This is a genomic window from Caulobacter sp., from assembly GCF_965279145.1.
In the GTDB taxonomy this organism is placed as follows: Bacteria; Pseudomonadota; Alphaproteobacteria; order Caulobacterales; family Caulobacteraceae; genus Caulobacter.
Genome location: NZ_OZ257139.1, coordinates 2,071,328 through 2,095,525 on the forward strand (window position 1 = coordinate 2,071,328; position 24,198 = coordinate 2,095,525).

The window sequence follows — 24,198 nt, forward strand, 5'->3', positions numbered from 1 at the left end:
GGGTAGCTCGCATGTCCGTGTTCATGATCGTTTCGGCCTTGATGAGCGGCGCGCTCGTCGGCGCGCTGCTGGGCCTGTTCGGCGGCGGTGGGTCGGTGCTCGCCACGCCCCTCCTGCTCTATGTGGTCGGCGTCCATGACCCGCACGTCGCCATTGGCACCTCTGCAGCGGCGGTCGCGGTCAATGCGGGGCTCAATCTGGTGGGCCATGGCCGGGGAGGGCGAGTGAAATGGCCCTGCGCGACCGTGTTCGCCGGCGCCGGACTGATCGGCTCGTTCCTGGGGTCGACCCTGGCCAAAGCGGTCGATGGACAGGGCCTGCTGCTGTGGTTCGCCTTCGCGATGGCGGCGATCGCGCTGTCGATGATGCGTCGCCCCAGATCGCAGGGCGACCCCCTCGTTCATATCTCACCCGCCCTGATGCTGAAGCTGGCCCCTTTGGGCGTGCTGACGGGTCTGGCCGCCGGGTTCTTCGGGATCGGCGGAGGGTTCCTGATCGTACCGGGACTGATGGCGGCCACGGGCATGACCCTGGTCAACGCTACCGCCTCGTCTCTGCTGTCGGTGTCGCTGTTTGGTGCGGCGACCTCGCTGAACTATGCCGCCTCAGGCCTGATCAACTGGCCTGTCGCGGGGCTTTTCATTCTGGGCGGTCTGGCGGGCGGCGCCCTGGGCGTGCGTGGCGCGGGCCTTCTTGCCGGACGCGCGCTGCTGGCGCGCAGGATGTTCGCTACTCTGGTTCTGCTGGTCGCCGCCTATGTGGCCTTCAGGGCCGCCCTGCACTGAGGCGGTGATCGACGATCAGTGCTTTCCGGCGCCGCGATAGACGTCGCACAAGGTCTCAAGCACGCGGACCGCGGCGGGATCGGCCAAACGGTAGAAGATGGTCTGGGCCTCCCGCCGGGTCGCGACCAGCCCCTCGGCGCGCATCTTGGCCAGATGCTGCGAGGCCGCCGACTGGGCCAGTCCGACATGGACCGCCAGGTCGCCCACCGAGGCTTCGCCAGCGATCAGACGGCAGAGGATCAGCAGGCGCTGCTCGCTGGCCAGGAGCTTGAGAAGGCGCGCCGCCGCATGGGCGCTCGCGGCCAAATCCTGAGCGTCGTCGATAGGGGAAAGCGTTGCGAGATCGGTCATCTGCTTAATGTAGAAGATATGCATGGAGGTTCAAGGCGAGCTTCCCTTAGCCCTTCCGGGGAGCGGCGGCGTCATCGCGCAGCACGATGTAGATGGCGGGAATGACCAGCACGGTCAGCACAGTCGATGAGGCCAAGCCAAACAGCAGCGAAATCGCCAAGCCCTGGAAGATCGGGTCGAACAGGATCACCGCCGCGCCGATCATCGCCGCCAGGGCGGTCAGGACGATCGGCTTGAAGCGGATCGCGCCGGCTTCCAGAAGCACCTCGCGCAGCGGCCTGCCACCGGTCTGACTGTGTCGGATGAAGTCCACCAGCAGGATCGAGTTGCGCACGATGATCCCGGCCAGGGCGATGAAGCCGATCATCGAGGTGGCGGTGAACGGGGCCTTGAACAAGACATGGCCGATGACGATCCCGACCAGGGTCAGGGGGATGGGTGTCAGAATCACCAGCGGCAGGCGGAAGCTTTTGAACTGGGCCACGACCAGCACATAGATGCCCAGGATCGCCACCCCGAAGGCCGCGCCCATGTCGCGGAAGGTCACCCAGGTGATCTCCCATTCGCCGTCCCAAAGCACGGTCGGCCTGCTTTCGTCGGTTGGCTGTCCGTTCATGCGGATGTCGGGCTTGGGCAGATCGCCCCAGTCGGCGGCCTTGATAGCCTTGTCGACCGCCATCATCCCGTAGATCGGCGCTTCATAGGCGCCGGCCAGCTCGGCCATCACCATGTCGACGTCGCGGCCGTCACGGCGGAAGATGTGGGTCGATCCAGGTTCCTGGGTGGCGGTGACCACCTCGCCCAGTTCCACCAGTCTTCCGGCCTGGCTCTGGGCCACGGGCAGAGCCGCCAGGCCTTGACCCCAGCTGCGCGCCGACTGTGGCAGGCGCACCGAAATCTCCAGCGGGTCTCGGCCGTCGCCGCGATGGGCGTAGCCGACGACCTGGCCGCCGAAGGCCGCGCCGATCGAATCCAGCACCTGCCGGTCATCGACCTTCAGGGCTTCCAGCCGGTCGCGATCGGGAACCAGGCGAAGGCCGGGGCGGGCCTGGCCGTAGCTGTCGTCGATGTCGACGATATAAGGCACGGACTTGAACGTGGCCTTGACCCGCTCGGCCACGGCGCGCCGGGTCTGGGCGTCGGGGCCGTAGATCTCGGCCAGCAGGGTAGCCATAACAGGGGGGCCGGGCGGGGCCTCGACCACCTTGATCGACGCGCCGGCGGGCAGGGCGACCTTGGCCAGCCGTTCGCGCAGGTCCAGGGCCACGACGTGACTCGAGCGCTTCCGCTCGCCCTTTTCGGCCAGGGCCACCGAAAGATCGCCCTGGTCCGGGCGATTGCGCAGATAGTAGTGGCGCACCAGGCCGTTGAAATTGAACGGCGAGGCGGTCCCCACGTAGGCGTCGATTGCCGTCACCTCGGGCAGGGTGCGAGTGATGACCGCCGCGTCGGACAGCGCCCGGGCGGTGGCCTCCAGCGAGGTTCCCTCCGGCATGTCCAGCACCACCTGCAGCTCGGACTTGTTGTCGAACGGCAGCAATTTGACCGTCACGGTCTTGGTGGCGAACATGGCGCAGGCCAGCAGGGTGGCCAGGCCGACACCGATCAGGAAGGTCCAGGCGCTTCTGCGGGTGGCGATCACCCGGCTGGCGACGCGGCGATAGAGCGCGCCCAGCTTGCCCTCGCTGTCATGACCATGCCCGCCGGCCGTCAAGGTCTTGCGGGCGAACCGCACCATCAGCCAGGGCGCGATGACCACGGCGACGAAGAATGAAAACACCATGGCCGCCGAGGCGTTGACCGGGATCGGGGCCATGTAGGGCCCCATCAGGCCCGAGACGAACAGCATAGGCAGCAGGGCCGAGACCACGGTCAGGGTGGCGACCACCGTGGGGTTGCCAACCTCGGCGACCGCATCGACCGCCGCGTCGATCCGGTTGCTGCCATCGTTCATGGCCCAATGGCGGGCGATGTTCTCGATCATGACGATGGCGTCGTCGACCAGGATGCCGATCGAGAAGATCAGAGCGAACAGGCTGACCCGATTGATGGTGTAGCCCATCAGGTTGGACGCGAAGAGGGTCAGCAGGATGGTGGTCGGGATCACCACGGCGGTCACCGCCGCCTCGCGCCAGCCGATGGCCAGGCCGATCAGCGCCACGATCGACAGGGTGGCCAGGCCCAGGTGGAACAGAAGTTCGTTGGCCTTCTCGTTGGCCGTCGCGCCGTAGTCGCGGGTCACCGCCACATCCAGGCTGTCAGGCAGCAGAGAGCCTTTCAGGCCTTCGACGCGGGCCAGAACGGCCTGCGAGACCACAACGGCGTTGGCGCCCTTGCGCTTGGCGATGGCCAGGCTGACGGCGGGGGCCTGGCTCCAGGCGCCGTCGACGCGGGCATAGCGCCAGACGCGGGCCTGGTCCTCGCGCGGGCCCTGGATCACGTCGGCGACGTCGCGAACATAGACCGCCTGGCCGCTGGCCGAAGGCAGGGCGAGCAGGCCGATGTCGACGGCGCTCGTCAGGCTGCGGCCAGCCGTGACGTCGATGGCCTGGCCGCCGCCGCGGATCTGGCCGGCGGGGAAGGCGCGGGTGGCCTGACGCACGGTGTCCATCAGCGCGGCGAGCGACACGCCATGCTGGGCCAGGCGCGCCGGATCGGGCGCGATGCGGATTTCCTCAGGCCGTCCGCCGACGATGAAGGTGAGGCCGACATCGTCGACCTTGGCGACCTCGGTCCGCAGCTTGCCGGCCAGCTCGTAAAGCGCCTGATCGGTCCATTGGCCGGCGGCGCCGGGCTTGGGCGACAGGGTCAGCACCAGGCTCGGCACATCGTTTATGCCGCGCGTCTGGATCAGCGGCTCGGCGATGCCGGCCGGGATGCGATCATAGTTGGCGCGGATCTTCTCGTGGATGCGCACCGCCGCCGCGTCGGGATCGACCCCGACCTTGAACCGGGCGGTGACCATGACCTGGTTGTCGTCGGCGAAGGTATAGACGTGCTCGACCTCGGCGACGCTCTTGACGATGGTCTCCAGGGGCTTGCCGACCAGCTCGATGGCGTCGGGCGCGCGCAGGCCCGGCGCAGAGACCATGATGTCGACCATCGGCACGCTGATCTGCGGCTCCTCCTCCCGGGGGATCGAGATCAGCGCCAAGAGGCCTACGGCGATCGCCGCCAGCAGGATCAGCGGCGTAAGCGGCGACCTGATCGACGCCTGGGTCAGGCGCCCCGAAAGGCCCAAGTTCATCGGGCGGCCTCCGCTGGGGTCAGGATGTCGCCGAGGCGCAAGCCCGACAAGACCTCCACCGTGTCGGTCGCCGCGCCGGCGCGGACCTGGATCGGGGACTCAGAGATCACGCCATCGGTGCCGACCAGGCGTGCGTAGTCGACGCCAAATCGCGTGGCGACATAGCGCCTCGGAATGACGATCGCCTGGCGCTCGCCGATCCTGACGGCGGCGCGCACGCGCTGGCCGATCAGGTCACCAGGCAGGTTGGGGGCGGTGACGTCGGCGGTGACTTGGCCGCCGGTGATCGACGGATAGATCTGGGTGACGGTCCCGCGCGCTGCGACGCCACGCAGGTCCTCGGCGGCAAGATCGACCGTGTCGCCCACCTTGAGGGCGCGCGCCTGGCCTTCTGGCAATTCGATGCGCACCACCAAGGGGCCGGCGGTGATCCGGGCGACCGACTGTCCGGGCATCACCACCGAGCCCACCGGCACGTCGGCGACCAGGATCCTGCCGGTGGCCGGGGCCAGGATCGCGCCCTGGGCGCCCAGCTCGGCGCTGGCTCCACGCTGGGCGCGGGCCGCCGTCAGATTGGCATTGGCGGCCTTGGCCTGGGCCTCGACCTGATCCAGGCGAGCCTGGGCGTAGACGCCATGCGAGAACAGATCGCGGGTGCGAGAGAGATCGGCCTGGGCGCGCGCCGCCTCGGCGGCGGCGGCGGCCACCTGGGCGTCGAACGCTCCGGTCTGTAGGGCAAGCCGGTCATCCTTGACCCGACCGATCACCTGGCCTCGGCGGACCATATCGCCTTCCTTGACGCTCAGGGCCACGAGGGTCCCGGAGATCCGCGCCCGCGCCTCGGCCATGTCGCGTGTGGTCAGGGTGGCTGGAACCGGCTTCAGGTCGGCCACGACCTGGGCGCGGATCGTCAGGCGGTCCGAGGTCGGAGCTATCTTGACTACCGGCGCCGTGGCCTTCTTGGACTCGCCGCAGGCGGTGAGCAGCAAGGCCGCCCCCAAGGCGCTGATCAGATATGGCCGCGCCGTCATGGCGTCCCCTCCCAGTGCTTCTTTTTGGCTTGTCGACTAGCGGACGGTTGGCAGGCCGGCGGCCTTCCAAGCCATGATCCCGCCGGTCAGGTGCGTATCGAGTGCGTGGCCCGCCTTCTGGCAGTGGCCCACGGCGGTGGCCGAGCGCTTGCCCGAGCCGCAGCTGAACACAACGGCCTTGTCGCCCGCGCTAGGCAGGGCCTTGGGGTCGAAGCTCGAAAGCGGAACATTGACCGCGCCCGGAATGCGTTCGGCGGCGAACTCGGCCGGCTCGCGCACATCGACCAACAGAATCTCCTGGGCGTCGAGGGCGGCCTTCACCTGGTGAGCGGTGAGGTCCTTGGTCTTGGGCGATCCGAACATCAATGGGTCTCCTTGAAGGGGGCTGGAGAGGCGGCGACCGCGGGGGCCGCGCAGAACAGACGCGAGAGGGTCTCGACCAAGGCGCGGGCCTGACCGCCGCGAAGGCCGTAATAGATAGTCTGGCCGTCACGCCGGGCGGCGACCACGCCGTCGCGGCGCAAAAGGCCCAGATGTTGCGAGGCCAGGGTCTCGCGAACACCCAGAAGCTGGGCGAGCGCTCCCACCGACTGCTCGCCGTCTATCAGCGTGCAGACGATCATCAGCCGATGCGGGTTGGCCAGCGCCTTGAGCAGGGCGCAGGCGTCTTCGGCAGAGGCCTTGAGGGCGTGAGGCTCAAAGTTCATAGTTGCGTATATGCGACTTTTAGAATATTAGGTCAAGCATCAACAGGGTGACGCTATCCCGAGGGGATGGGGCTGGACGTGATCCTGATCAAGGTCAGCCGTACGAAGTGGGCCCAGCCTTGGCTCCGAACAGCGGCGTTGGAGGAAAGAGATCATGGCCAAGTCGCGCATCGTTGTTCTGGGCGCTGGACTGGGCGGCGCGATCGCCGCCTTCGAGATCAAGCAGGCCGTCGGCGATAAAGCCCAGGTCGAGGTTGTTTCCCAGGGCGACACCTTCCACTTCGTTCCATCCAACCCCTGGGTCGCCGTCCATTGGCGCAAGCGCGAGGCCATCGAGGTCACGCTGCCGCCGGTGTTCAAGAAGAAGGGCATCGCCTTTCGGGGCGTTGGCGCGGCCAAGGTCATGCCCGAGCGCAACCAGCTTGAGCTGACTGATGGCGCGCTCCTGGACTACGACTATCTGGTCATCGCCACTGGGCCTGAGTTGGCCTTCGACGAGATCCCCGGCCTTGGGCCGCATGGCGGCTTCACCCAGTCGATCTGTCACGTCGATCACGCAGAGTCCGCGGCCGCCGCCTTCGACCGTTTCGTCGAAAATCCCGGTCCGATTGTCGTCGGCGCCGTGCAGGGCGCCTCGTGTTTTGGCCCGGCCTACGAGTTCGCGATGATCCTCGACACCGAGCTCAAGCGTCGCAAGATCCGCGACAAGGTGCCGATGACCTTCGTCACCTCCGAGCCCTATGTCGGCCATCTGGGCCTGGACGGGGTGGGCGACACCAAGGGCCTGCTGGAAAGCGAGATGCGCCAGCGGCACATCAAATGGATCACCAGCGCCAAGGTCGCCTCGGTCGAAGCCGGAATGATGCACGTCGAAGAGATCGCCGACGACGGCGCTGTCGCGGCCACCCACGACCTGCCGTTCTCCTATTCGATGATGCTGCCGGCCTTTCGGGGCGTGGCCGCCGTGCGCGGTGTCGAGGGACTGACCAATCCGCGCGGCTTCATCCTTGTCGACAAGCATCAGCGCAATCCGACCTATCAGAACGTCATGGCGCTGGGCGTCTGCGTGGCCATCGCCCCAACCGGCAAGACGCCGGTCCCCGTCGGCGTGCCCAAGACCGGCTTCATGATCGAGAGCATGGTCACGGCCATCGCGCACAACCTCAAGGAAATCGTGGACGGCAAACCCGCCACCCACGAGGCGACCTGGAACGCCATCTGTCTGGCCGATTTTGGCGACGGCGGCGTGGCCTTCGTCGCCCAGCCCCAGATCCCGCCGCGCAACGTCAACTGGTCGGCCAGCGGCAAGTGGGTCCATCTCGCCAAGGTCGGGTTCGAGAAATACTTCCTGGCCAAGGTGAGGCGCGGCGAGAGCGAACCCTTCTACGAGAAGCTCGCCCTGGACGTGATGGGCATCCACAAGATCAAGCCCTGAGGGCGAAAGGCCGCGTGATGCGTCAGCTTGTTTGCCCCGCCTGCGGCGCGACCAACCGCGCTCCGGAGGACAAGAACGCTCTTGCGGCCAAGTGCGGCCGCTGCGGCGAACGGCTGTTTTCCGGGATTCCGACCGAGGTGAGCGGCGCGCAACTCGCCGCGCACGCCGGCAAGACCCGGGGCGTGGCTGTTCTCCTCGACGTCTGGGCGCCGTGGTGCGGGCCTTGCCGGTCCATGGCTCCCCAGTTCGCCGCCGCAGCCGCGCGGCTCGAACCGGACGTGCGGCTCCTGAAACTCAATTCCGAAGCCGAACCCCAGGCCGCCGCGTCGCTCGGCGTCTCGGGCATTCCGGCCCTGCTGCTCTATCGGGACGGCGCCGTCATCGCGCGGTCCGCCGGGCTCATGAGCGCGGCCCAGATCGTCGCCTGGACGCACCAGGCCCTGGCCCAGGCGAACGCCCCGGCCGCAAGAGGAGGTTGATCATGACTGTCGATCGAATGGTTTTGGCCTTTGCCGGCTTTGTCGTCCTGCTGGGCGTTGGCCTGGCCCACTTCGTTCATCCCTGGTGGATCGGCCTGTCGATCTTCGCGGGCCTCAACATGATCCAGGCCGCGTTCACCGGCTTCTGTCCCGCCGCGATGATCTTCAAGAAACTCGGCGTCAAGCCGGGAGTCGCGTTCCGGTGAGCACGATGCGCGCCGTCCTCGCCCTGACCCTTCTGGCCGGCGTCGCGGCTCCCCTGGGCGCCTCGGCCATGACCCTGCCCGAGGCGATCGCCCTGGCGCGGCGCGCCAATCCGGGCCTTGCCCAGGTTCGGGCCCAGTCGGACGCGGCTTCGGCGCGTCTGGCCCAGGCTCGGGCCGGCCGCCTGCCCAGCCTCATCCTGTCGGGCGAGAGCGGCGGCGGAACGACCGATCTTGGCGGCTTCTTCGGCTTTGGTCAGAGCGACGTCTCGCCCCGCGCGGCGTCGCTGCAGCTGCGCCAGCCGTTGTTCTCCGGCGGTGGTGTCGGCGCCGCCATCGCCCAGGCCGGGGAGGGCAAGGCGGCGGCCCTCGCGCAGGTGGCCGGCGCGACGGCCATGCTGAGCGCGGAGGTCGCCGCCGCCTATGTCGGCGTTCTGGACGCCCAGGACATGCTGGCCCTGAGCGAGGCCCAGGTCCGGGAGATGGGCGCCATCACGGATCAGGCCGAGTTGCGGTTCAGGGGCGGCGAAATCCCCAGGACGGATCTGGACCAGGCCCGGGTCCGTCAGGCCGAGGCCCGGGCGGGTCTGGCGCGCGCCGAAGGTCAGCTGGCCAGCAGCCGGGCCCATTTCGTTTCGGTCGTTGGCGCGGAGCCCGATGGGCTTGAGCGTGTTGTCGTCCCCCCCGTCAAGCCGGCGTCGCTCGAAGAGGCCATCACCCAGGCGAGCCGGTCCAGCCCGGCGCTGGTCGCCGCCCAGGCGGCCGAACGCGCGGCGCGGGCGGGCGTTCGCTACGCCCAGGCCGACCGCCTGCCGAACCTGGCCCTGACCGCGACCGCCAGCACGACGCGCGACCAGTTCTTTCCTGGCTATCGCGCCGAGGGCGTGACGGTGGGCGTGCAGGGCCGCTGGACCCTGTTTTCGGGCGGCGCGGTCGGCGGGCGTGTCGACGAGGCCGGCGCCGAGCTTCGCGACGCCCAGGCGCGCCTCGACGAAACCCGGGCCCGGATGCGCGAAGCGGTCATCGGCGCCTGGGGCGACGTCGCCACCGCGAGCGCAGTGGTGCTCGCCGCGACCGACCAGACCCAGGCCGCCACCGGCGCCCTGGACAGTGTCCGCAACGAGGTGCGGGTTGGCCAAAAGCCCGTTCTGGATCTCCTGGACGCCGAACGCGAGGCCCTGGCCGCGCAAAGCGCGCTGATCGCGGCGCGCGGCGCGGTGACCGTCTCGACCTACCGTCTGATCGCGCTGCTGCAGGGCCAGTGAGCCGGTCTGTCCCGCCGACGCCTAACCCTCCTACCCCGAGCGGTGCGGGGGAGGCATGGCGCTTGTCGTCGAGCGGACCGCGGCCGCGAGGCGCCCGACGAGGGCCGCGCCCAAACGCTTGAGCTGTCCGAGTGCGTCGTGCCGAGGTTCCACAACGAGCGAGTACTGAACGATCCTGACGGAGCGTCCGCAAAGGGTCGGAGGTCGCCATTGGCTCCGGCGAGCGACTGTCTGGAACCTGGATCAGCACATGAGCCGCTCCGCGGCGCGTCAATGAACCTCGCTGAAACGTTGATGAGGCGAGGGGCGCCTAGTGCGCGCGTCGATGCGCCTTTCCATGCGACACTGTGCAGCAGATGAGCGGCCATATCGCCGCCGCCGGACTGGAAATGAGCGACCACACCTAGGCAAGGTCTGCCAGGTTCAAGCGCGTGCCTCGCAGGCGCCAGAATAGGCCGCTTGGCTTCCGTGTGATCGTCGCCGGCCTTGAGAATTTATACAGCCCACGCGAAGCCGCTCCATTTAGGCAGGCGGGTTTCATATTGCCGCGATCGGTCGACCATTGATAACAAGACATATCCGATTTGGATTAGTGGTTTCCATAAATATACATAAGTCAAAATTTCCACATATCCATTATTCTGCGACCCTATAGAGGGTATCGCTGTGATGATTTCTCTTATGCGTCGATTTGACGCATCAAATTACTCAAAGTGAGCAGGTCGTCTAGTCGTTATAATATCCATGTTAATCATCAATCCCAACAATAACTCTGGTCGGCGCCATATTGGCCAGTCTGGAGCAGTTGATCAGCATGCTGGATTTTCGCAACCTGTCGATCATGGCGCGCCTGCGATTGGTGGTGCTTTTTGCTGGGATCGGTCTGGCCGTGTCCATCGGCGTGGGCCTGGCCAACCTCTCGGCGGCCATGCACCGGGATGTCTCGCTCAAGACCCGCAGCCAGGTGGAGACAGCCGTCTCCGTCGCCCAGCACTATGTCGATGAGGCCAAGGCCGGTCGAATGAGTGAGGCCGACGCCAAGAGCGCCGCGATCGGCGCCCTGAAGGCGATGCGCTACGGCGGGCGAGAGTATTTCTGGATCACCGATCTGGACACTCGGATGGTGATGCATCCCAACAAACCCGCGTTGGACGGCGCCGATGTGTCCAAGGAGCTCGATCCCACGGGCAAGGCCCTGTTTTCCGAGATGACCAAGGTGGCCACGACGCAAGGCGCCGGCTTCGTCCACTACATGTGGCCAAAGCCCCAGCACGACAAACCCCAGCCCAAGATCTCCTATGTCGCGCTGATGCCCGCCTGGGGATGGGTGATCGGCACGGGGGTCTATGTCGATGACATCGACTCCGCCGTTGGCGTCGCCGCCCTGAAGCTCGCCGGCATCGGCCTGGCGCTGCTGCTCGTCGTCGGCCTTGGCGCGGCCTCGCTGGGCGGGACCATCACCCGCCCCATCCTGACCCTGACCCAACGCATGAGCGGACTGGCCGAGGGCGACAAGGACAGTCAGGTTCCCTTCATCGATCTGACTAATGAAACCGGCGAGATGGCTCGGGCCCTGGCGGTGTTTCGGGACGCAGCGGTTGATCGCGAGCGACTGGAGGTCGAAGCCGAAGCCATGCGCGTCGATGCGTCCGCCGACCGTCAGCGTCGCGAAGCCGCCGACCACGCGGCGGCCGAAGTGCAGCAGCAGGTCGTCACCGCCGTCACGGCCGTGGCGAAGCGATTAGCCGGTGGCGACCTGACCGTCCGGCTGAGCGATGACTTCCCGAGCGGCTATGCCGAGCTGCGAGAGAATCTGAACGCCGCGCTCATGCAGTTGTCGGCCGCCATGAAGGCCGTGCGCGACAACACCAACGGCATCCAGCATGGCGCCGACGACATCGCCTCGGCGTCCGACAACCTGTCGCGCCGCACCGAGCAGCAGGCCGCCACGCTCGAAGAGACCACGGCGGCGCTGGGTGAGTTGACCAACACCGTGCAGCGCTCGGCCTCGGACGCCAATCAGGCTCGCGCCGCCGTCGCCGTGGCTCAGGAGCAGGCGCAGTACAGCGGAACCGTCGCCGACCAGGCCGTGGCCGCCATGGGGCAGATCGAAGGGTCGTCGCAACAGATCCAGCAGATCATTGGCGTGATCGACGAGATCGCGTTCCAGACGAACCTGCTGGCCCTGAACGCGGGGGTCGAGGCCGCGCGGGCGGGCGAATCCGGCAAGGGCTTCGCGGTTGTCGCCCAGGAAGTGCGCGCGCTCGCCCAGCGCTCGGCCGAGGCGGCCAAGGAGATCAAGGCGCTGATCGGCGCTTCCTCCCGGCAGATCGGCGATGGCGTCACCCTGGTTCGGGAGATGGGCGGCGCGCTGCAAGACATTGTCGGCAAGGTCAATGAAATCGACGTGCTGATGCGCGGCGTCGCCAGGCTCGCCGCCGATCAGGCCGAGGGGCTGGGTCAGATCAATATCGCCATGCTGCAGATCGATCAGAACACCCAGCAGAACGCGGCCATGGTCGAGGAGGCGACCGCCGCCGTGCACTCGTTGAAGAGCGAGACCAACGAATTGGCCAGCATGGTCGGCCGCTTCGAGCTCGACGAGGCGCGCCGCCCTGGCGACAGCCCCTCCGATCGCCAGCGATTGCGCGCCTAGACCCCGCGCCCGGCGCGGCCTTTCCGCCTCACCCTCTCTCCCCGCGAGCCGCCGGATATCGGACGATCCCTGGCGCCCGCCGAACCTGGACAAGATCCATGCGGTCCATCTTGCTCATCGCCGCCTTTGGCGGACTTTCCACCGCCGCGCAGGCGGCGGAACCGCCCGTCAAGGGGCTCACCTGGGGCCATGTCACGCTCTATGGAACTCTCGACGCGGGCCTGACCCATCAGTCACACGGAACGCCGCTGGATGCGGACTACCCGCAGGGGCTCGAGCATCTGATCTCCAAGAATAGCGATCAGCCGGTCACCACCCTGTCGCCCAACGGCCTTAGCCAATCCAAACTTGGCCTGAAGGCGATCGCGCCGGTCGGTCACGGCCTGTCGGTGCTCTTTCAGATCGAGACCGGGTTTTCGCCGCTGTCAGGTCGGCTGGCGGACGGGCCCAAAGCCCTCGTCAAGAACAACGGCCTGCCGCTGGACCGGCAAACCTCGAACGGCGATTCCAGCCGCGCCGGCCAGATTCTGCAGGGCGTCGCCTTCGTGGGTGTGACGTCAAGGCAAGGCGTCTCGCTCACCCTGGGGCGGCAGAACGCCCTGATGCTGGACAATATCATCGCCTATGATCCGCAAGGGGCGTCCTACGCCTTCTCGCCGATCGGCTATTCGGGCGTGGCCGGCGGCATGGGCGCCACGGAGGACGCCCGCGTCGATCGCGCCCTGAAGGTCCGATATGCGCCGGGGCCCTATCGTATGACCCTCCTTTCCAAGCTGTCGGGATCGGAAGGCGGGGCCCGTCGCATCCTGGCGATGGACCTCGGCGGCGACTATCGTGGGGTGTCGGTGGACGCCATCTACGGCCAGGTCCGTGGGGCGATCTCGGCGGCGCCGCTGAGCGCCGCGCATCTGGCCGCCGGAGCACCCCCCACGTCCCTGGCCGCAACGATCTCCGACACCGTCTCCTATGGCGTCCAAACCCGTTACGCCGCAGGCCCCCTAAAGCTCTATGCGGGGTGGGAGCGTATCGCGTTCAGCAATCCCAGGACGCCGCTGCTGGCGGGTCGCGAAACGATCGGCGGCTATCAGATCGCCGTCGTCAACAACGCGGCCTATCCGCATCGCAAGGTGTTGGATATCGCTTGGTCCGGCGCCCGGCGCGCGATCAATCCCCGTCTGGACGCGGCCGCGGGCCTCTATCTCCTCACCCAGAACAGCTACAGGGGCGACGGCTGCGACGACGCCAGGTCGTCCGCCTGCGGCGGTCGGCTGATCGCCGCGTCGCTGTCGCTGACCTACAAGGCCAGCCCTCGCACCAGCCTCTATGGCGGCGCCATGTATTCCAGGGTCGAGGGCGGTATGGCCGCCGGCTTCCTGCACAGGTCCTCGGTCAATCCGACGGTCGGCGCCCGCTTCAATTTCTGAGCCGCGTCGGCATCCGACGGCGCCTTGCTGGAGGCGCGCCAAAGGCAGCGTATGCGCAACGCCGCATCCGCTGTCGGCAGCCTGTGCAGCCAGGTCGCGTTGACCGCTTTGGGGATTCCGTTGGAGCAAGAGTTCTGATTAAAGGCCGCTCTGGTGCGGTTGTGTAGGCAAGATTGTGCAAGCTGATCGCTCGTCGTCAAAGACGAGGTCGGCGCGCGACGTGGGCGCCTGCTAGAACGATTGGCGTCGATCAGGCGGCGATCAATATGACGAGCTGGACGAAACCTTCAGGGCTTCGCTGCACACCACGGCGCCCGGGCCACTAGCCAGATCGGCGCCGTGCCATCGAGATGGCCCAATCCTGGGCGCGGATCCAAGAGCTTGAAGAGCCCTCCTCAAAGACGCAGCCGCAGGCTCGACCCTCAAAGAAGTCAGAAGATCGCCGACGTCACGTGGCATTTGCTGGCGCGGCACGGCTATGATGGGCTGACGTTCGAGGCCATAGCCCGAGAAGTGGGCTGTAACCGCGCCACGATCTATCGTCGTCACGCCTCCAAGGCCGCCCTCGTTCGCGCGGTGATGCTCGAGACCGTCTGGTCGATCGCGCCGACGTTCGACGAGACCGTTTCGCCCAGGCAGGCCCTCTTTGAACTCGTCATGATCGGGTTTCAGTATATGGGCGGCGAACGCGGCGCGGCCATGCTGAACGTGGCGGCCGTCGCGATGACGTCGCCGGAGCTGGCGGAGGTGCTCGACTCTCACCTTTCCGGCGTGGCTCCCTTTTATGTCGAACAGTTTCGTCGCATCGCGCCCGACGCACCTCAGGAGACGATCGATTTCGCGCTTCACACCCTGATCGGCAGCTTCCTCTATCACCTGACGTTCCGACGCGGCCTGCTGTCCAGGTCCCAGGTCGAGAGTCTTGTCGATCAGGCGATGGCGTTGGTCGCGGCTTGACCGACCAACGCCATCGCCTCGTCACACCTCGATGATCGGCTCGACGCCGCCGCCGGCCCCGCGGCGGATGCGATAGCGCTTTAGCACCAGGGGCTGGTAGTCACGGCTCAGCACTGTGGTGACGCCCATCAGATCCACCCGGGCTTCCTCGGCGCTCAGGGTCACCAGCGTAAAGCCCTTGGTCAGGTGGTTGCAGAAGAGCACCTCGTCGCAGGCGTCGGCGAACGCCGGCCCCAGCTCCACATTGCCCAGCATGTTGCCCAGGCTGCTGCTGGTGATCGCCGTAGTGCCGATCTCGGCCGCGACCAGGCGATGGGCGCCGTCGCGCAACTCATTCACCCAGAACGCATGGCTGTCGCCGGACAGCACGATCGGGCTGGCGCCGGCTTCGGCGAGGATCGAGTCCATGCGCTTGCGGGCGGCGGGATAGCCGTTCCAGCCGTCGAACTCGAACGGGATGTCGGGCGGCAGGGTCGCCAGTTGCGCCACCCAGGGGCGCAGTTGCGGCGCCATCGATCGCAGCGCTTCCGCCCATCGCTCCGGGCCCATGGAGCCCACGATGTCGACGCCCGTGGTGCGCGCCATCACGACCTGGTTGCCGATGATCTGCCAGGGCTTGCCGGCCTTGACCGAGCCTCGGATCTGGTCGCGCAGCCACTGCTCCTGCGCTTCGCCCAGAATCGTCCGGCTGGGATCGGCCAGCGCCCGGCGGATCGAGTCGGGATCGACCCGGACGGCATAGGGCGCGGGAACGGCCTCCCCGCGCGCGACCGCCCCGAGCACCGAGCGGGCCAGGGTCGGGTCGGTGACGATCTTCGGCGCGGCGGGATCGCTGACATCGACCACCTGCCAGGTGACGTCATGCGGATTGCGGAGCTCCACCTGACGGCTGCGGCCGACAAGACGGTTCTCGACCATCACGAGCGTGGCCAGGTCGCCCAGTTCGAACGTGCGATTGATCGCCTCGGGCGGACGGCCGGGCGCCGGCTCGCGGATCGGGATCCACTCGTAATAGGCCTTCACGGACGCGGCCGCGCGAACCTTCCAGTCGCCCTCGTTGGGCTGGTGGTCCTGAGCGCCGCCGGTCCAGTCGTCATTGGCCGCCTCGTGGTCGTCCCAGACGCAGATCCAGGGCGCGCGCGCGTGGGCCGCCTGCAGGTCGGCGTCGAGACGATAGCAGGCGTGGCGCTCGCGATAGTCGGCCAGCGAAATCGCTTCATTGAGAGGCGTGGGAGCGCGTCCGATCTTGGAACCGATCGACATGCCCAACTGGTCGGGCGCGCCGCCATATTCGTAGATGTAGTCGCCCAGATGCAGAACGACGTCGACCCGATCCAGGCGGGCGATCTCGCGGTAGGCGTTGAAGAAGCCGCCGGAATAGAGCGCGCAGGAGGCCACGGCCAGGACCATGTCCTTCACGCCGCGCTCGGGCAGGGTCTGGGTTCGGCCGACCGGCGAGACGCTGCCGTTGCAGCGGAAGCGATAGTGATAGACCGAACCGGGCTTGAGTCCCGTGACGTCCACCTTGGCGGTGAAGTCGCGAGCGGCGTCGGCGGTCAGATCGCCGCGCTTGACCACGTGTCGAAACCCGGGGTCGCTGGCGATTTCCCAGTCCACGCGCATCGGGCCGGAGGCGGGGTCGACGGGCGTCACGCGTGTCCAGAGGATCACCCGATCCTGAAGCGGATCGCCGGACGCGACACCATGCAGGAAGGGTGTGCCGGCCTTCTCGGCGGCCTTGGCCATGTCGGCGGCCGTCAAATAGGCTACAGCCCCGACGAGACCTATCGCCTCGCGTCGATCGAATGTCTTGCTCACGCCTTCCCTCCTTCTCTGCTCGTTCCCGCCAGCCCGAGGCCGCGCGCGTTTCAGCGCCCGGCCTCGGGCGATGGCCTTACATCTTGAAGCTCAGCTCCAGCCGGACCGTGCGGCGCGACCCGGTCACGAAGGTCGGCATGCCAAACACGTCGCCCGTATTGCCCGCATCGACGATGAACTTGGTGTCCAGCAGGTTTTCACCCACCACGGCGAGCGACCAAGCGTCCGACGACGGCGTCAGGCTAAGCTTGGCGCTGAGCAGGCCAAAGCCCTTTTGATACTCGTCGACCTTGACGTCCGAGAAGGCTGCGGGCGTACGGACCTGGAGATCGGCGCGATCGTTGTCGTCGGAGAAGAAGATCTTCGACTGCCGGCTGTAGACCGGCGCGAAGCTCAGCGTGCCCACCGGCAGATCCGCGGTGGCGTTGAAGCCGACGGCGAACTTCTGGTCGGGGCTGTTGCGGAAGCGATTGCCTTCATAGGCGCCCGAACCGAAGCGCGCGTGGTTGTAGCCATAGCTGCCGAAGACGGTCAGGTTCTTGAACGCGCGCCAGGTCGCCTGGGTCTCGAAACCATCCGCGCTGGCGTCGCCCGCGTTGACCGAGACCAGAACGCCGTCGAGCCGTTGCTTGGTTTGGAAGTTCGAATAGTCGTAGTGATAGACCGAGGCGTCGCCGATCAGCGCGCCGCCCAGCAGACGGAACTTCACGCCGCTCTCGGCCGAGCGCAGCTTTTCCTCGGGAATGAGGTCGGCCGCGCCGCTCGCCGCCAGCTCGACCAGGCCCGGCCGCTTGCCGATGCCGTAGACCGCATAGAGGTTGACCGCGGGATTGATCACGTAGCGAACGCCCACCCGGCCCGTGGCCAGGGTCATCTCGCGGTGACCGCTGAGCTGGCCCCCGTTCGGCGTGGAGGCGATCAACAGCCCCTTGCCGGTCAACCGCGAGACGCCCAGCGGGGTGTTCGCCAGCAGGGTGACGTCCTTGGAGTCGCGGGTGACCCGCCCACCGGCGAACACCTCGAAGCCGCCGTCCAGGTGAACCGTGCCGTCGGCGAACAGATCGAAGGTCTCGACCTTGGCCGTCTGGACCTTGTGATCCAGATGGAACGCCTTGTACGCGGCGGCCTTGGAGCCGAGCAGCGTGTTGATCTGGGTGTTGGTCAGGCCGTTCGGAGCGAAGCGCAGCAAGGAGCCCGACAGCAGAAGGGCCATGGCCCGCTCGTCGGATCCAAGGTCGATCGACAGGTCGTTGTCGGCCTTGAAATAGCCGCCGCCGACAAAGCCCTCGAAGCGGCCCATATCGCGGATGTTGAGCCGGACTTCCTGCGAGTACTGCTCGCCGCCATTGCATTGGTCATAGGCGATCAGATTGGTCGGCGTGCCGTCGATATCGCCGGCCTGGCAAGCGCTGTACCAGCGATAGCCGGTGATCGTGTTGAGCTCCAGCTTGTCGCTGATGCGGCGGCTGAGCGCGCCGCTGAGGCCGACGACCTCCCGCTTGCTGTAGGCGTCGGGCAGTTGGCCGAACGTGCTGAGGTGCGTCGGCGTCCAGAACCGCAGGTCGCCGACCACCGCGCCGGTGGTCTGGTCGAGCGGCTTGAAGACGCTGGATTTGAACGCCCCGCCGCTGTCGGTGTCGTCACGATCATAGGTGCCCGAAAAGCGGAACGAGAAATCCGCGCTCGGCTCATACTGGGCTGTCAGGCGCAGGGCCTGGCTGTCGACATTGTTGTAGCTGCCCGAGCCGTCGGAATCCTTGAGAAAGCCGTCCTGCTTGTGGATCAGCGCGCCGACCCGGACGCCAAAGGCGTCCGTCACCGGCAGGTTGGCCACCACCTGGGCCTGACGATAGCCGTAGTCGCCGACGCCGCCCTTGACCTCGAGGCCGCGCGTCCGCGTCGGCATCTTCTGGAAGACGGAAATGCCGCCGTTCAAGGCCGAACGGCCATGCAGCGTCGACTGCGGTCCCTTTTCGACCTCGACGCGGTCGACGTCGAACATTTCGGCGTAGCCTGAACCGATCTGGGTGATCGGCACGCCGTCCTGAAACAGCGCCACGCGCGGCTCGGCCGCGGGCGAGGTGTCGTCGGACGTGATGCCCCGCAGGGAGATGCCCGGCAGCAGCCGGTCCTGCAGTTGAATGGTCAGGCCTGGTGTCACCTGGGCGACACGGGTCAGTTCAGTGGCGGCGATCTGCTTGAGAAACAGCTGGTCATAGGCGCTGATGGACATCGGCACATCGGAGATGCGCTGGGTGCGCTTCTGGGCCGTGACCACGATCTCGTCCAGCGCTGTGTCGTTGGCGGTCGATGCGCTTGGCGCCTGTGCATGGGCCGAAGCGGCAATGCCCCACAACGCCGTCGCGGCGAGCAGACTGATCTTTCTCAACGGTACCTCCACGCATAAACGGTACGGTGACGTATCGTTTATGCGTGACACTTTTGTGCAAGCCGATCTCTTGTCGGCGACCAGCGCCAGGCGCCGCGAGACCAGCGCTTCGCCGGAGCAAGGAGTCTGCTCTGACCTCTAACATCGCTGCCACGGCCTCCCCTTAAGTCACGGCCGGATCACCGCCCGTCGCGTTCCTGGGGCGGTTCGAGAGTCCGGCCATGGCGCGCCATGCCGATCAGGAACTCGAGGCCTCCCAGGGGCCCCATGCCGAAAGGACCCGATCGGCCTCGTCGCGATTGTCGGTGACGACCAGGCGGTAGCTGGCTCCGCCGGGGGCGACGCGAACGATGACATGGCCGCCGCGCGCGGCCAGACGGTCCGTCAGCCACGTGTGGGCCAGCGCGTTGGCGGGGGAGAGACCGGTGGCGAACACGTCGCGGGCGCCCGCGTAGAGGCGCTGGCTCATCATCCTCTCCAACGTATCAGTGCTGGGGTGGGCGACATGCCACCCGGGGATGACCCAGGCGCGGGGCCTCAGGGCCCGCACCACATCCGCGCCGGTGGCGTCGAACATGCCGTGGTGGGCGGCGACGGCGACATCGACACGGCCAGCGGCCTGGGCGGCGGGGGTCTCGACATCGCGCCAGGGTAGGGTCCCGTCGAAGCTGTTGCTGGTAAGGTCGCCCGCGGCGAAATAGCCGAAGGCGCCGTAGCGCAGGCGGATGGCGGCCGAGCAGGCGTTCTCGTCGGGGATATCGGCGACCGGCAGTGAATCGATCGCCGGGAAGAGGCGTCGGGTTTCGGTTCCATGCCCGGTCCACACCTCACCGTTGGCGGCCAGATTGCGAATCTCCGCGCCGGGCAGAACGAGTTGGTCGGCGGCTCCGACCCGGAAACGTTCGACCTTGCCGCCGGCGTGGACCCGATCGCGGACGAAAGCCTGGTAGGCCGTGGCGAAAGGCGCGTCGAACGGCCGGGGATAGGAATAGTCAGGGTAACCCCGGTCGACCAACTTGCCGATCGGCAGGGCGGCGGCGACGTCGGCCAGGCCGTCGACATGGTCTGGATGTAGGTGGGTGACCAGGAAGGCGTCCAGCCTCTGGCCGCCGGTGGCCGCGAGTTGGCGACGGGCGTAGCGGCCGATCCACTCTCCGGCGCGCCGTTCCGCGCTGGGGCGAATGTCCAGGCTGGCCGGCGGCGGCGTGCTCGAGGCGCCGGCGTCGATCATCAGGCTGGAGCCGTCTGGCCCGATGATCAGCGTCGAGTCGCCCCGGCCGGTGGCGATGTGGTGGATATCAAGGCCGCCGCGCCGCCAGGGGCGCAGCGGCTGACCGACGACGTCGTCGTCCGACAGTGGGGCGGCCGCGCCCAAACCCGTGACGCCGAGAGCGGCGGCGCCGAGCAGCAGGCCGCGCCGGGTCACGACCGCCGCCATCAGAACTTCGCCGACAGCATGACGCCCACGGTGCGTGGCTCGCCCAGATATTCGGCCAGCACGCCCTGCGTGGACGGGGTCAACAGGAAGTCGACGTCGCCCAGGTTCTTGGCCCAGGCCGTCAGCATCCAGCGCCCGTCGCGGCTTTCGTAGCCCAGCGACAGGTTGGTCAGGGCGTAGCTGTCGATATGCAGGTTCGGGTCCTTGGTGGCGCCGGTGTAGTAGCCGTCCGTATAGGCCCAGCTGATCGCGCCGGTGAGATAACCCGCGCCGTTCAGCGGAATGCGGACGTCGGCGGCCATCGCGCCCTTGTTGCGCGGCGACGAGCCCAGCGGGTTGCCGGTGTTCACCGCGCCGCCCGGGATGACGAAGCGGTCGTAGACGGTGTCGAGCAGCCCGTAGTTTGCGCTCAGGTTCAGCCAGGGCAGGGGACGCCAGGCGACCTCGACCTCCGCGCCCTCGACGGTCGCCTGGCCGGCGTTGGTGATGGTCAGCACCCGGGTGACGTTATTGAAGAACAGCTCCTGCTTGTCCTTGTAGTCCATGTGGAAGACCGAGGCGTTGACGCGCAGGGTGTCGGCCAGCCACTGGGATTTCACGCCCAGCTCGTAGTTGGTCACGGTCTCGGGATCGAACGGCTGGGCCAGGGCGGTGATCACGGCCGCGTCGGTGTTGAAGCCGCCGGCGGTGTAGCCGCGCGTGACGCTGCCATAGACCTTGAAGTCCTCGCGCGGTGTCCAGCTCAGCACGGCGCGGGGCGTGACCTCGCTCCAGTCCGCCTTCAGGTCGCGGGCCGTGAAGCTGCCGGTCGCCGGACGCACGAAGTCGGTGCGGACCAGCGAGGCGGTCTTTTCGTCATGGGTGTAGCGCGCGCCCAGGGTCAGATCGAAAGTGGTCGATAGGTGGACCGTGCCGTCGATGAAGGCGGCATGGCTCTTGGTCTTGACCGCCTGGTCGGTCAGGACATCGGAGGCCGCCACGCCCGTGACGGCGGCCAGGCCGCGGGTGCGCAACTGGCGCTTGGCGTCCTCGTCGGCGAAATAGACGCCAGCCACCAGATCGCCGCGCGACCACTTCGGGCTGGCCCAGCGAACCTCCTGCGAGAACAGGCCCACGTCGTCGACGTCGCGGTTCACCGACTGGGTGGTGGTCCCGGCAAGAAAGCGAAAGCTGGCCCCGGTGCCCGAATAGTCCTCGCCGGACTGCGACCAACGATAGCCGGTGATGGCGGTGACCTGGCCGACCGGCGCGTTCCAATAGAGCCGCCCCGAGGCGCCCCACTGGTTGCGCGCGAAGCCCTGATTGTAGCCGAGTTCCGAGGTGCGGCGATCGCCGTCCGAGCCGGCGGCCCTGGACGACAGGGTGCGGCCGCCATTGTGGTCTTCGGCATAGTCGGCGCCCAGCAGCACCTCGACGGCGTCCGTGGCCTGGATCCGGGCCTGGGCGCGCAGGCTTCGGCTGTCGAGGTCGTCCTGCTCGCGGCCGGTCAGGCGGTCCTTGCCGTAGCCGTCGTGTTGCTTCAGCGAGCCCGCCAGGCGCAGGGCGATGGTCTCGCCGACCGGCGCGTCCATACGGCCATCGACCTGGCGGAGACCGTAGTCGCCTCCGCCGACGCGCAGCGAGCCTGCCGTACCGCCAAAGGACGGCTTGCCGGTGTCCAGCACGATGGCGCCGCCGGTGACGTTGCGGCCGAACAGCGTGCCTTGCGGGCCTTTCAGCACCTGCACCGAGTTCAGGCCATAGAGCTCGAAGGTCGCGGCGCTGTTGCGGGGGATGAACAGGTCGTCGATGACGACGGCCACCGGCTTGTTGGCGCCGATCTGGGTGAAGGTGTTGGTCGCGCCGCGCACGGCGATCGTCGGACTGCTCTGGCTGAACGACGAGACCAGCAGACCCGGCGTCAGGCGCGAGATGTCGCGCAGGCTCTCCAGGCGATAGGTCTCGACCGCGCGACCGGAAAAGGCGGTCAGCGAGATCGGCACCCCCTGGGCGGCTTCCTCGCGCTTCTGGGCCGTGACGATGATGGTGTCCAGCGCCGTGGGCTCGGCCTCGACAGCGGCGGCGGTCGGTGTCGCCACGCGGCGCAGGACAATGACGCCGTTGCTGTCGGAGGCGATCTCCAGACCCGCGCCCGCGATCAGCTTCCGGAGCGCCGCGCGAGCATCCATCGGACCCTTCAGAGCCTGGGTGCGGACGCCTTCCAGGCCGTCGGCCGGGGCCACGACCTGCAGGCCGGCCTGGCGGGCGAAGGCCGAGATGGCCGAGGCCGCGCCTTGGGCAGGCACGTCGAAGGTGCGCTGCTGGGCCGCCGCCGGGAGGGCGCAGGCCAGGAGGGCCAGGGCGGCCGCGCCGCCGGCCAGGGTTTGCTTTCGCATCATGATGGTGTCGCCCCGAAATCCGCCGGATCCGCGCCGGCCTCATCGGGGTGGAGCCTCGATGTCGAAACTCCCGCCATGCCGTCCTCGAAAAAAGTTCAGCCGCGGGTCAAGCGTACGCCGTCGGCCTGTGGCGTGGCGTTGAGGCCCAGGCTTAAAGCCGCGGCCTTGGCGAAGCCGTCGGGATCGCTCGCGGAGAACAGGCCGGTCATCTTCAGCCTCGCCACCGCCGGGTCGTCGATGACGATGCGGCGGTCAGAATACCGGGCGAACTCGTCGGCGGCCTGGCCCAGGGTCAGGCCGTCAAGGTCGATCTGGCCCTGCCGCCAGGCCATGGCCCGGTCGACGGCGGCCGATCCGACAGTCGTGGGCGTCAGGGCGCCCGCGCTCGCCACCTGAACGGCGTGCTCGGCGGCGAGGCGCACGGGTTTGCCCTCGGCGCCGCGCCAGACCTCGACCACGCCTTCGCGAACGATCACGTCGACCTGACCGTTGGCGTGGGTTCGGACCGTGAAACTGGTGCCCACCGCCCGCACACGGACATGACCGGCCACCACGACGAACGGACGGGCGGGGTCCTTGGCGACATCGAACAGGGCCTCGCCGCGCAGCAGGTCGACCCGCCGCATCTTGCCGTCGAAGGCCGCGCGGATCGTGGTGTCGGTATTGAGGGTTACGGCCGAGCCGTCGGCCAACGGCGCGCGGCGGATGTCGCCCTTGGCGGTGGTCACCCGGCCCTGGAGGCTGAGCGCGCCATAGCCGACGGCCCCGACCACCGAGGCGGCGGCCAACAGGCCCCCGGTCGCCAGCAGGCGGCGGCGGTCAGCGGCTTTCGCGGCGGGATGGGCGGCGGGCGCGAAGTCGGCGCCCAGGCCCTGGGCGCGGTCCAGGTGAGCGTTGACGGCCAGGGCCTTGGCATAGGCCCCCGCTCGGCGCGGATCCTGCGCGGCCCACGCCTCCAGGGCGGCCTGGTCTGCCTCAGACAGCGGCCCCCGGTCAACGCGCGCGGCCCAGGCGGCCGCGGCGGCGTCAATGTCGGCGCTGCTGTCTCGGGTCGTGCTCAACGTCTCTCGGGTCCTGGGGCTTACGGTCCCTAGATGCCTGTAAGCGTTCGTTTCCGCCACGCCCCAATGCATTCATCAGCACACCGATGCCTTTTCCGACGTGCTTCTCGACCGTGTTCTCGGAAACGCCCATGCGTCGGGCGACCTCGCGCTGCGACAGACCATGCACCTTGCGCAGGGTGAAGGCCTCGCGGCACTTGGTCGGCAGACCAGCGATCAGGGCGGCGATGCGGGTCAATTCCTGACGATCGGCGGCCACGGTCTCGGGCGAGGGAGCATCGCTGGGCGGCTCCATGCCCTCTGCCTCGGCCAGGGCTTCGAAAGCGATGATGCGGCTGCGACGCAGCGACCGCAGCACCACCGACTTGGCCACCTCGAACATGTAGGTGCGGCCGTTGAGGATGTGGTCCACCCGCTCCAGGGCCGCGAGGATGGCATAGGTCTCCTGAACGATGTCATCGACCTCGAGTCCGGCCAGCGGGCGGCGGGACAGCCACGCGCGCAGAGCCGGCTCGTGCGGCAGCGCGTTGCGCGCCAGCCAGATCGCCCGCTCGTGAGTGGCCAAGGTCATGGA

19 protein-coding genes are annotated in these 24,198 nt (G+C 67.7%); 8 read left to right on the forward strand and 11 right to left on the reverse strand.

Translation table 11 applies throughout. The annotated features are described in order from the left end of the window. Positions 1 to 11: 11 nt before the first annotated feature. Positions 12 to 785, forward strand: coding sequence for a sulfite exporter TauE/SafE family protein (locus ACQY9P_RS09615; protein WP_421739481.1), 774 nt, complete (start codon positions 12 to 14; stop codon positions 783 to 785). 15 nt (positions 786 to 800) lie between these two features. Here ACQY9P_RS09615 and ACQY9P_RS09620 read toward each other — a convergent pair whose 3' ends face one another. Genes ACQY9P_RS09620 through ACQY9P_RS09640 form a run of 5 tightly spaced genes read right to left on the reverse strand, consistent with a single transcriptional unit; the run spans position 801 to position 6,121 of the window. Beyond that, positions 801 to 1,136, reverse strand: a complete 336-nt coding sequence (locus tag ACQY9P_RS09620; RefSeq protein WP_421739480.1) for an ArsR/SmtB family transcription factor — start codon at positions 1,134 to 1,136, stop codon at positions 801 to 803. Between the two features lie 46 nt (positions 1,137 to 1,182). Next, positions 1,183 to 4,383 carry an efflux RND transporter permease subunit gene (locus tag ACQY9P_RS09625; RefSeq protein WP_421739479.1) on the reverse strand — a complete coding sequence of 1,067 codons (3,201 nt, stop codon included), beginning with the start codon at positions 4,381 to 4,383 and terminating at the stop codon, positions 1,183 to 1,185. Continuing rightward, entirely contained in the window at positions 4,380 to 5,414 is a 1,035-nt protein-coding gene (locus ACQY9P_RS09630; protein ID WP_421739478.1) for an efflux RND transporter periplasmic adaptor subunit, read from the reverse strand. Before ACQY9P_RS09630 ends, ACQY9P_RS09625 begins: the two co-directional genes overlap by 4 nt. A gap of 36 nt (positions 5,415 to 5,450) precedes the next feature. After that, positions 5,451 to 5,777 (reverse strand): rhodanese-like domain-containing protein, encoded by a 327-nt coding sequence (locus ACQY9P_RS09635; protein WP_421739477.1) that lies wholly within the window; start codon positions 5,775 to 5,777, stop codon positions 5,451 to 5,453. Then, positions 5,777 to 6,121, reverse strand: coding sequence for a metalloregulator ArsR/SmtB family transcription factor (locus tag ACQY9P_RS09640; RefSeq protein ID WP_421739476.1), 345 nt, complete (start codon positions 6,119 to 6,121; stop codon positions 5,777 to 5,779). Before ACQY9P_RS09640 ends, ACQY9P_RS09635 begins: the two co-directional genes overlap by 1 nt. A 154-nt stretch (positions 6,122 to 6,275) precedes the next feature. Between ACQY9P_RS09640 and ACQY9P_RS09645 the strand changes: the two genes are divergently transcribed. The 7 genes from ACQY9P_RS09645 (at position 6,276) to ACQY9P_RS09675 (ending at position 14,540) form a co-directional block, all read left to right on the forward strand. Beyond that, positions 6,276 to 7,556 (forward strand): NAD(P)/FAD-dependent oxidoreductase, encoded by a 1,281-nt coding sequence (locus ACQY9P_RS09645; RefSeq protein ID WP_421739475.1) that lies wholly within the window; start codon positions 6,276 to 6,278, stop codon positions 7,554 to 7,556. A gap of 17 nt (positions 7,557 to 7,573) precedes the next feature. Then, complete coding sequence (locus tag ACQY9P_RS09650) at positions 7,574 to 8,035, forward strand: thioredoxin domain-containing protein (protein ID WP_421739474.1); 462 nt, start codon at positions 7,574 to 7,576, stop codon at positions 8,033 to 8,035. Between the two features lie 2 nt (positions 8,036 to 8,037). Then, a complete protein-coding gene (locus ACQY9P_RS09655; protein ID WP_421739473.1) occupies positions 8,038 to 8,241 on the forward strand; it encodes a YgaP family membrane protein in 204 nt (67 codons plus the stop codon). A 5-nt stretch (positions 8,242 to 8,246) separates the two neighbouring features. Then, complete coding sequence (locus ACQY9P_RS09660) at positions 8,247 to 9,503, forward strand: TolC family outer membrane protein (RefSeq protein WP_421740121.1); 1,257 nt, start codon at positions 8,247 to 8,249, stop codon at positions 9,501 to 9,503. A gap of 814 nt (positions 9,504 to 10,317) precedes the next feature. Further along, the gene (locus tag ACQY9P_RS09665) at positions 10,318 to 12,159 is read left to right on the forward strand and encodes a methyl-accepting chemotaxis protein (protein ID WP_421739472.1); all 1,842 of its coding nucleotides are present in this window, start codon (positions 10,318 to 10,320) and stop codon (positions 12,157 to 12,159) included. 98 nt (positions 12,160 to 12,257) lie between these two features. Next, positions 12,258 to 13,583: a porin gene (locus tag ACQY9P_RS09670; protein WP_421739471.1), complete on the forward strand. Its 1,326-nt coding sequence runs from the start codon at positions 12,258 to 12,260 to the stop codon at positions 13,581 to 13,583. Between the two features lie 381 nt (positions 13,584 to 13,964). Next, positions 13,965 to 14,540: a TetR/AcrR family transcriptional regulator gene (locus ACQY9P_RS09675; protein ID WP_428151552.1), complete on the forward strand. Its 576-nt coding sequence runs from the start codon at positions 13,965 to 13,967 to the stop codon at positions 14,538 to 14,540. 21 nt (positions 14,541 to 14,561) lie between these two features. On the opposite strand, the gene ACQY9P_RS09680 is transcribed toward ACQY9P_RS09675, so the two are convergent. From ACQY9P_RS09680 to ACQY9P_RS09705, 6 genes are all read right to left on the reverse strand, one after another. Beyond that, positions 14,562 to 16,358 carry an alkaline phosphatase D family protein gene (locus ACQY9P_RS09680; RefSeq protein ID WP_421739470.1) on the reverse strand — a complete coding sequence of 599 codons (1,797 nt, stop codon included), beginning with the start codon at positions 16,356 to 16,358 and terminating at the stop codon, positions 14,562 to 14,564. Between the two features lie 76 nt (positions 16,359 to 16,434). Then, entirely contained in the window at positions 16,435 to 18,747 is a 2,313-nt protein-coding gene (locus ACQY9P_RS09685) for a TonB-dependent receptor (protein ID WP_421739469.1), read from the reverse strand. A gap of 238 nt (positions 18,748 to 18,985) precedes the next feature. Next, the gene (locus ACQY9P_RS09690) at positions 18,986 to 20,185 is read right to left on the reverse strand and encodes a ComEC/Rec2 family competence protein (RefSeq protein ID WP_421739468.1); all 1,200 of its coding nucleotides are present in this window, start codon (positions 20,183 to 20,185) and stop codon (positions 18,986 to 18,988) included. Further along, a complete protein-coding gene (locus tag ACQY9P_RS09695) occupies positions 20,185 to 22,563 on the reverse strand; it encodes a TonB-dependent receptor domain-containing protein (RefSeq protein WP_421739467.1) in 2,379 nt (792 codons plus the stop codon). Before ACQY9P_RS09695 ends, ACQY9P_RS09690 begins: the two co-directional genes overlap by 1 nt. A 95-nt stretch (positions 22,564 to 22,658) precedes the next feature. Further along, complete coding sequence (locus tag ACQY9P_RS09700) at positions 22,659 to 23,624, reverse strand: FecR family protein (RefSeq protein WP_421739466.1); 966 nt, start codon at positions 23,622 to 23,624, stop codon at positions 22,659 to 22,661. After that, on the reverse strand, positions 23,590 to 24,195 hold the full coding sequence (locus ACQY9P_RS09705) for an RNA polymerase sigma factor (protein WP_421739465.1): 606 nt from the start codon (positions 24,193 to 24,195) through the stop codon (positions 23,590 to 23,592). Before ACQY9P_RS09705 ends, ACQY9P_RS09700 begins: the two co-directional genes overlap by 35 nt. Positions 24,196 to 24,198 lie beyond the last annotated feature (3 nt).